General features: G+C 65.4%; 3 protein-coding genes and 1 pseudogene. 2 read left to right on the top strand and 2 right to left on the bottom strand.

The window, feature by feature from the left end; genetic code table 11:
• A partial coding sequence (locus tag CWO91_RS43535) for a hypothetical protein (RefSeq protein WP_165406046.1) occupies positions 1 to 532 on the bottom strand: 532 nt, incomplete at its 3' end.
• Positions 533 to 1,022: 490 nt separating this feature from the next.
• On the opposite strand from CWO91_RS43535, the pseudogene gltB reads away from it, so the two are divergent.
• Together gltB and CWO91_RS40295 are read left to right on the top strand one after the other, a co-directional pair.
• Positions 1,023 to 5,755 (top strand): annotated as a pseudogene (gene gltB, locus CWO91_RS40300) (glutamate synthase large subunit).
• A gap of 152 nt (positions 5,756 to 5,907) precedes the next feature.
• Positions 5,908 to 7,359 carry a glutamate synthase subunit beta gene (locus CWO91_RS40295; protein WP_130220886.1) on the top strand — a complete coding sequence of 484 codons (1,452 nt, stop codon included), beginning with the start codon at positions 5,908 to 5,910 and terminating at the stop codon, positions 7,357 to 7,359.
• A 218-nt stretch (positions 7,360 to 7,577) separates the two neighbouring features.
• Here the strand turns inward: CWO91_RS40295 and CWO91_RS40290 are convergent.
• The coding region (locus CWO91_RS40290; protein WP_245471534.1) for an outer membrane beta-barrel protein at positions 7,578 to 8,839 on the bottom strand (1,262 nt) is incomplete at its 5' end.

Here is an 8,839-nt window from a genome sequence, read left to right as displayed (position 1 = left end):
GCGGCACGGTGCGGCTTGCCACATGCGGGATCGAGGCCGGCGGGCGCGGCGGGCCGCTGCGAATCACAGTCGGCGGCGGCAGTGCGCTTTGCGGACCGTAAGGCGCGACCGTGCGCTCGTCATAGGCGGGCGCCATGCCGTAGGCGTCGGCGGCGGGCATGAAGCGGATGATCCGCCCGTCGCGGGCGTCGATCACCAGCCGGCCATCGTCGCCACGATGGTCGATCACCGCGATGGTGTAGACGCTGCCGCGCAGGCGCGGGATGCCGAGCGGCGAGAAGCCGTTTTCGCGCAGCACCGCATAGACCTCGGTCGACGGCAGCAGCCCCGGGACCGGACCGCGCTCCTCGTAGCCGTAGCCGTAACGCGGTGGCGGGGGCGGCGCGGCCTCCGGCGGCGCGTACGGCCCGTCGAAATCCGACACTGCGATAACGGCCCCTCTCGCGATACCGTTCGTGGGAACCTGCGCGTGCCCCGCACTTGCAGCTAGCACCAGCGCGGCGGCAGCCACACATCCTGTGAAAAACTTCATGGTCGAGACGCTCCTGTCAGGCCCCCCGACGGCCGCCCTCTTTCGCTTCTCGCGGCGTGGCGCGCCTTCCGAAGGGTTGATCCGAAGCTTCATTGGGGATTTCGGCGCCCGCGGGGCCGGATCAGGGCGCGTTTGCTTCAAAACCGGGGCTGCGCAACTTTTGGAAAGCGATTGATTGACATATCGAGAATCGGGACTTCCGCGCGCTTGTGTGCTAGACAAAAATTTGGCAAGGTGATGGTTAGGACAGGAAGACTGTCTCAATTTTGCTTGCGGTTCCGGCGCAGGGATTGCAGCGAGAACTGGTGCTCTCGAGCGCCGGGAAGGTACCAGGCCAAGCCGTTCTCGGGGACGAAGAACGCCTAGGCCTGAATTTAAGAAAATGCGGCTCGCAGCGGACGAGCGGTGACCCAGAGGCGGGTGCCGCGGAACGCCCAAGGTGCGCCGAAGATGGCGGTGAGGCAGCTTGCCGCATGGAGAGGACAGGACAATGAACGGGTCGCAATTCGAGCGCGCAAACATCGTGGCAGAACAGCTGTCGGCGACGGTCGCCTCGAAAACGACCGATCCGATTCAGGAGCACAATTCGCGCCCCAAAGCCGAAGGCCTTTACGATCCTGCCCTCGAGAAGGATTCCTGCGGCGTCGGCTTCATCGCCAACATCAAGGGCAAGAAGTCGCGCGAGATCGTCTCGGACGCGCTCAGCATCCTCTGCAATCTCGAGCATCGCGGTGCGGTCGGCGCGACCCGCGCGCTGGTGACGGTGCCGGCATCCTGGTGCAGATCCCGCACGCCTTCTTCAGCCGCAAGGCCGGGGAGCTCGGCTTCAAGCTGCCGGCGCCCGGCGAATACGCCGTCGGCGCGCTGTTCATGCCGCGCGACACCGCCTGGCGCAACGTCATCAAGAGCATCATCGCCGACCAGATCAAGGAAGAGGGCCTGACCCTGCTCGGCTGGCGCGACGTGCCGACCGACAATTCCTCGCTCGGCGTCACCGTGAAGCCGACCGAGCCTGCCTGCATGCAGGTGTTCATCGGCCGCAACGGCACCGCCAAGACTGAGGACGAGTTCGAGCGCCGGCTCTACATCCTGCGCAAGTCGATCTCGCAGGCGATCTACCTGCGCCGCGACCGCGGCCTTGCGGGCTACTATCCGTGCTCGATGTCCTGCCGCACCGTGATCTACAAGGGCATGTTCCTGGCCGACCAGCTCGGCAAGTACTATCCCGACCTGCACGAAAAGGATTTTGAGAGCGCGCTCGCACTCGTTCACCAGCGCTTCTCGACCAACACCTTCCCGGCCTGGTCGCTGGCGCATCCCTACCGCATGATCGCGCATAACGGCGAGATCAACACGCTGCGCGGCAACACCAACTGGATGGCGGCGCGCCAGGCTTCGGTGAGCTCAGAGCTCTACGGCAAGGACATCAACCGGCTCTGGCCGATCTCCTACGAGGGACAGTCGGACACCGCCTGCTTCGACAACGCGCTCGAATTCCTGGTGCAGGGCGGCTACTCGCTGCCGCACGCCGTCATGATGATGATTCCGGAGGCGTGGGCCGGCAATCCCTTGATGGATGAGAAGCGCCGCGCCTTCTACGAATATCACGCCGCGCTGATGGAGCCGTGGGACGGCCCCGCCGCGATCGCCTTCACCGACGGCCGCCAGATCGGCGCCACGCTCGACCGCAACGGCCTGCGGCCCGCGCGCTATCTCGTGACCAAGGACGACCGCATCGTGATGGCGTCCGAGATGGGCGTGCTGACGATCCCCGAAGACCAGATCATCACCAAGTGGCGCTTGCAGCCCGGCAAGATGCTGCTGGTCGATCTCGAGCAGGGCCGCCTGATCCCGGACGACGAGATCAAGGCCGAGCTCGCCAAGAGCCATCCCTACAAGGAGTGGCTGGAGCGGACCCAGATCGTGCTGGAAGAGCTGCCGAAGGTGCCGACCACCGTCGTGCGCTCCAACCTGTCCCTGCTCGATCGTCAGCAGGCGTTCGGCTACAGCCAGGAAGACATCACCATCCTGATGACGCCGATGGCGGCCACGGGCGAGGAAGCCGCGGGCTCGATGGGCAACGACACGCCGATCTCGGCGCTGTCGGACAAGGCCAAGCCGCTGTTCACCTACTTCAAGCAGAACTTCGCGCAGGTCACCAACCCGCCGATCGACCCGATCCGCGAGGAGCTGGTGATGAGCCTCGTCTCCATCATCGGACCGCGGCCGAACCTGTTCGACCTGCAGGGCATGGCCACCACCAAGCGTCTCGAAGTGCGCCAGCCGATCCTGACCGACGCGGACCTGGAAAAGATCCGCTCGATCTCGGAGGTGGCCGACACGCACTTCAAGTCGCGCACGCTCGACACCACGTTCCACGCCGGTCTCGGCGCGGCCGGCATGGACCAGGTGCTCGACGAACTCTGCGCGCGCGCCGAAAGCGCGGTGCGCGAGGGTGTCAACATCATTATCCTGTCCGACCGCATGGTCGGCACCGACCGGGTGCCGATCCCGTCGCTGCTGGCCTGCGCCGCCGTGCATCACCATCTGATCCGCACCGGCCTGCGCACCTCGGTCGGCCTCGTCGTCGAATCCGGTGAGCCGCGCGAAGTGCATCACTTCGCGTGCCTGGCCGGTTATGGCGCCGAAGCGATCAATCCGTACCTCGCGTTCGAGACCATCATCGCGATGAAGGACCGCCTGCCCGGCTCGCTCGACGATTACGAGATCGTCAAGCGCTACATCAAGTCGATCGGCAAGGGCCTGCTCAAGGTGATGTCCAAGATGGGCATCTCGACCTACCAGTCCTATTGCGGCGCGCAGATCTTCGACGCGGTCGGCCTCAAGGCCGATTTCGTCGCAAAGTTCTTCGCCGGCACGCACACCCGCGTTGAGGGCGTCGGTCTTGCCGAGATCGCAGAAGAAGCGGTGCGCCGCCATGCCGACGCGTTCGGCGAGGCTCAGGTCTACAAGAGCGCGCTCGACGTCGGCGGCGAATATGCCTATCGCAGCCGGGGCGAGGATCATGCCTGGACCGCGGAGTCGGTGTCGCTGCTCCAGCACGCCGCGCGCGGCAATTCGCAGGAGCGCTATCGCGCCTTCGCAAAGATCCTCAACGAGCAGTCGGAGCGCCTGCTGACGCTGCGCGGCCTGTTCCGGATCAAGAACGCGGAGGAGGAGAAGCGTAAGCCTGTAGCCCTCGACCAGGTCGAGCCGGCCAAGGAGATCGTCAAGCGCTTCGCCACGGGTGCGATGAGCTTCGGCTCGATCTCGCGCGAGGCGCACACCACGCTCGCGATCGCCATGAACCGTATCGGCGGCAAGTCGAACACCGGTGAAGGCGGCGAGGAAGCCGACCGCTTCAAGCCGATGCCGAACGGCGATTCCATGCGCTCAGCGATCAAGCAGGTCGCCTCGGGCCGCTTTGGCGTCACCACGGAGTATCTCGTCAACTCCGACATGATGCAGATCAAGATGGCGCAGGGCGCCAAGCCCGGCGAAGGCGGCCAACTGCCCGGCCACAAGGTCGACGCGACCATCGCAAAGGTCCGGCACTCGACGCCGGGCGTCGGCCTGATCTCGCCGCCGCCGCACCACGACATCTATTCGATCGAGGACCTGGCGCAGCTCATTTACGACCTCAAGAACGTCAACCCGACGGGCGACGTCTCGGTCAAGCTCGTCTCCGAGATCGGCGTCGGCACCGTGGCCGCGGGCGTCGCCAAGGCGCGCGCCGACCACGTTACCATCGCGGGCTTCGAGGGCGGCACCGGCGCTTCACCGCTGACCTCGATCAAGCATGCCGGCTCACCCTGGGAGATCGGCCTCGCCGAGACCCATCAGACCCTGGTGCGCGAGCGGCTGCGCAGCCGCATCGTGGTCCAGGTCGACGGCGGCTTCCGCACCGGCCGTGACGTCGTGATCGGTGCGCTGCTCGGTGCCGACGAGTTCGGCTTCGCTACCGCGCCACTGATCGCGGCCGGCTGCATCATGATGCGCAAGTGCCATCTCAATACCTGCCCGGTCGGCGTTGCGACGCAGGATCCGGTGCTGCGCAAGCGCTTCACCGGCCAGCCCGAGCACGTGATCAACTACTTCTTCTTCGTCGCGGAGGAAGTCCGCGAGATCATGGCTTCGCTCGGCTTCCGCACCTTCAACGAGATGGTCGGCCAGGTGCAGTTGCTCGACCAGACCAAGCTGGTCGCGCATTGGAAGGCCAAGGGCCTCGACTTCTCAAAACTGTTCGTCAAGCAGAAGGAAGAGAAGGGCCAGAAGATCTATCACTCCGAGCGCCAGAACCATCATCTGGAGGCGGTGCTCGACCGCACGCTGATCGAGAAGGCGACGCCTGCGCTCGACCGCGGCGCGCCGGTCAGAATTGAAGCCGCGATCAACAGCACCAACCGTTCCGCCGGCGCCATGCTGTCGGGTGCGGTCGCCAAGATCTACGGCCATGCCGGCCTGCCGCACGACACCATCCATGTCAGCCTCAAGGGCACCGCCGGTCAGGCCTTCGGCGCCTGGCTCGCCAACGGCGTCACCTTCGAGCTCGAGGGTGAAGGCAACGACTATGTCGGCAAGGGCCTCTCGGGCGGCAAGATCATCGTCAAGCCGCCGAAGAACTCTGCAATCGTGCCGGAAGAGAGCATCATCGTCGGCAACACCGTGATGTACGGCGCGATCGAAGGCGAATGCTACTTCCGCGGCATCGCCGGCGAGCGCTTCGCCGTGCGCAATTCGGGTGCCGTGGCGGTGGTCGAGGGCGCGGGCGATCATTGCTGCGAATACATGACCGGCGGCATCGTAGTCGTGCTCGGCAAGACCGGGCGCAACTTCGCGGCCGGCATGTCCGGCGGCATCGCCTACGTGCTCGACGAGGCCGGCGATTTCGACCGGCTGTGCAACCTGTCGATGGTCGAGCTCGAGCCGGTGCTGTCGGAAGAGATGATCGCCCAGAGCGCCTACAACCAGTTCGGTGACCTCGAGGCGCATGGCCGGGTCGACGTGTTCAAGAACCTGCTCGCCTCCGACGTCGAGCGACTGCACGTCCTGATCTCGCGCCATGCGAAAGCGACCGGCTCCAAGCGCGCCGCCGACATCCTGGCCAACTGGAAGGACTGGCTGCCCAAATTCCGCAAGGTGATGCCGGTCGAGTACCGGCGCGCGCTGCGCGAAATGGCCGCCAACGCGGACGCCGAGCCGAAAATCGCGATCGGGGCGTAGAAAAAGCCTCATGGTGAGGAGCGCGAAGCGCGTCTCGAACCATGAGAGCACCATCCGGGCCTTCATCCTTCGAGACGCGGCGCGAAAGGGCGCCGCTCCTCAGGATGAGGAGTGAGAGAACAAACGACTAAGCGGCAGGGACTACGGGTTTAATGGGCAAGATCACGGGTTTTCTCGAAATCGAACGGCACGACCGCAAGTACACCCCGGTCGCCGAGCGCGTGAAGCATTACAACGAGTTCGTCGTTCCCCTTTCCGAGAGGGAGGTGCGCGACCAGGCCGCGCGCTGCATGAACTGCGGCATTCCCTATTGCCACGGTACCGGCTCGGTCGCGCCTGGCACGCCCGGCTGCCCGGTCAACAACCAGATCCCCGACTGGAACGATCTCGTCTATCAGGACAACTGGCAAGAAGCCTCGCGCAACCTGCACTCGACCAACAATTTCCCGGAGTTCACGGGACGCATCTGCCCGGCGCCGTGCGAAGCGTCCTGCACGCTCAACATCGACGACAACCCCGTCACCATCAAGACCATCGAATGCGCGATCGTCGACCGCGCCTGGGACAATGGCTGGCTGAAGCCGGAAGTGGCGACTGAGAAGACCGGCAAGAAGGTCGCGGTGATCGGCTCGGGTCCCGCCGGCATGGCCTGCGCGCAGCAGCTCGCCCGCGCCGGCCACGACGTGCATCTGTTCGAGAAGTACGCCAAGGCCGGTGGCCTGCTGCGCTACGGCATCCCCGACTTCAAGATGGAGAAGGGCATCATCGATCGCCGCGTCAAGCAGATGGAAGCCGAGGGCGTCACCTTCCACTACAACAGCCATGTCGGCGCTGACGGCAATGTCGATCCGCGCGAGATGCTGAACGAGTATGACGCCGTCGCCCTGACCGGCGGCGCGGAAGCTCCGCGCGACCTGCCGATCCCCGGCCGCGACCTCCAAGGCATTCACTACGCCATGGATTTCCTGCCGCAGCAGAACCGCCGCGTCTCCCAGGAGCCGCTCGGCGGCGTGCAGGAGATCTTGGCCGGCGGCAAGCACGTCGTCGTCATCGGCGGCGGCGACACCGGCTCCGACTGCATCGGCACCTCGCTGCGCCAGGGCGCGCTGTCGGTGACCCAGCTCGAGATCATGCCCGCTCCCCCTGAGCGCGAGAACAAGGGCCTGACCTGGCCGAACTGGCCGCTGAAGATGCGGACGTCCTCCAGCCAAGCCGAAGGCGCGATCCGCGAATACGCCGTGCTGACGCAGAAGTTTTCCGGCGAGAACGGCAAGGTCAATAAGCTGCACTGCGTGCGCGTCGACGACAAGTTCAAGCCGATTGCCGGCACCGAGTTCGAGCTCGACGCCGAGCTCGTCCTGCTCGCGATGGGCTTCGTCCATCCCGTGCACGAGGGCCTGCTGAAGATGCTCGCGATCGACCTCGACCCGCGCGGCAACGTCAAGGCCAACACGCTCGACTACCAGACCTCGCGCCCGAACGTGTTCACCGCCGGCGACATGCGCCGTGGCCAGTCGCTGGTGGTGTGGGCCATCCGCGAAGGCCGGCTGTGCGCAAGGTCGATCGATACGTTCCTGATGGGGAAGACGGATCTGCCGCGCTGAGTGAGGCGAACTGATCGCCACGACAAAATTGTTATCGCACGCGAAGGCGGGCGATCCAGTATCCCAGAGGCCCGCGTTGGAGAGAACGCACTCACCACATCCGCCGCGGCGTACTGGATGCCCCGGATGCTCCGGTCAAGCCGGGGCATGACAGCGGAGTGGGTGGCGAGAGCGGCGCCACAACGGCGCCGATGCAGTCAGGCATGACTCGCCGCCGCCTAGTTCTGCAGCCTCACCCCCAGCATCACCACCGTCCCCGACGAGCTCGCCCCCGCGACGTTCGAATCCAGGATGTCGTGGCGCAGCGTGCCCTTGATCCAGATGTTGCGGTTGAGCTTGTAGATCAAATTGCTCTCGAGCGAGTAGGTCTTGTCGTTGCGATTCTGGTTCTGGTAGTCGAGCGTGCCGTAGGTGAACTTGCCGACGGCGGTGAGCCAGCGGCGGAAGTCGTGGTCGACTTCGGCTGAATAGGTGCGCACCAGGACGCCGGAAGAGCCCGGGATGGTGGTCTCGGCGATCTGCGTGTCGGTGAAGAACTTCACCGTGGTGAGGCCGCTCGCATTCCAGATCAGCGAGCCCGTGGTGAGGAAGCCCGAGAGCTGGCTGAGGCGCGGATCGACATAGTTGCGCGCGGAATAGCCGACCGAGATTTCGCCGGTGAGGATGCGCGAGAACTCGAAGGACGAGCCGACCTTGGCATAGCCGCCGTTTGAATCGCGGAAGTAGCCGTTGCGGTCGGCGGCCTGGTCGTGCACGCGGGTGTCGCCCTGGATTTCCACGAACGGCTTGAGGCCCGGCTTCAGATCGTAGGAGAACCGCCCCACACCGCCATACTGATTGAAGTCGCGATCGGTATTGGCAAAGGTCGAGCCGTCGGTGAGCTTTGAATCGGTGTAGGCGGTGCGATCGACGGTGGCGCCGGCCGCGACCTGGAAACGGTTGAAAGTCTGGTCGAAGCCGACGGTGGCGCCGTAGGCGGCGTAGACAGGGTATTTCTGCAGGCCGGCCTGCACGTTCGGGCTACCGGGATTGTCGGTGGCGAGCCGCAGGCGGAGCTGCGAGGTCAGCTTGAAATCGCGGGTGACGTCGATGCGGCCGTCGACATGGCCGGTGAAATCGGGGCGGTCGACCTCGACCGGCGACGGCGAAGGGAAGCCGTTGATCGTCGCCGGCATGTTGTTGGTGTAGCCCGAGAACGAGCCGCGCAGATCGGCAACCAGCGCGTGGCGCTCCCAGTCGGACACCACGAGGAGATCAGGCGCGATCACATAGGCCGGCGAGCCGACCGGCTTGTTGAGGCGCGCGGGATTGGTGTCATAGCCGGCGGACAGTTCGAGGCCGCCCTTGATCAGGAAGCTGCCGGCATAGTCGCCGACCGCGCCGAACGGATCCTCATCCAGCCTGAGGCGGCGGCGCAGCGGCTGGCCGGGCACGTTGCCCGCCATCGCCGGCGGCACCGGCGTCCTGTGCGCGGTCTCGG

The organism is Bradyrhizobium genosp. SA-3, from assembly GCF_004212635.1.
Taxonomy (GTDB): domain Bacteria; phylum Pseudomonadota; class Alphaproteobacteria; order Rhizobiales; family Xanthobacteraceae; genus Bradyrhizobium.
This window is presented reverse-complemented; position numbering and strand designations above follow the sequence as displayed.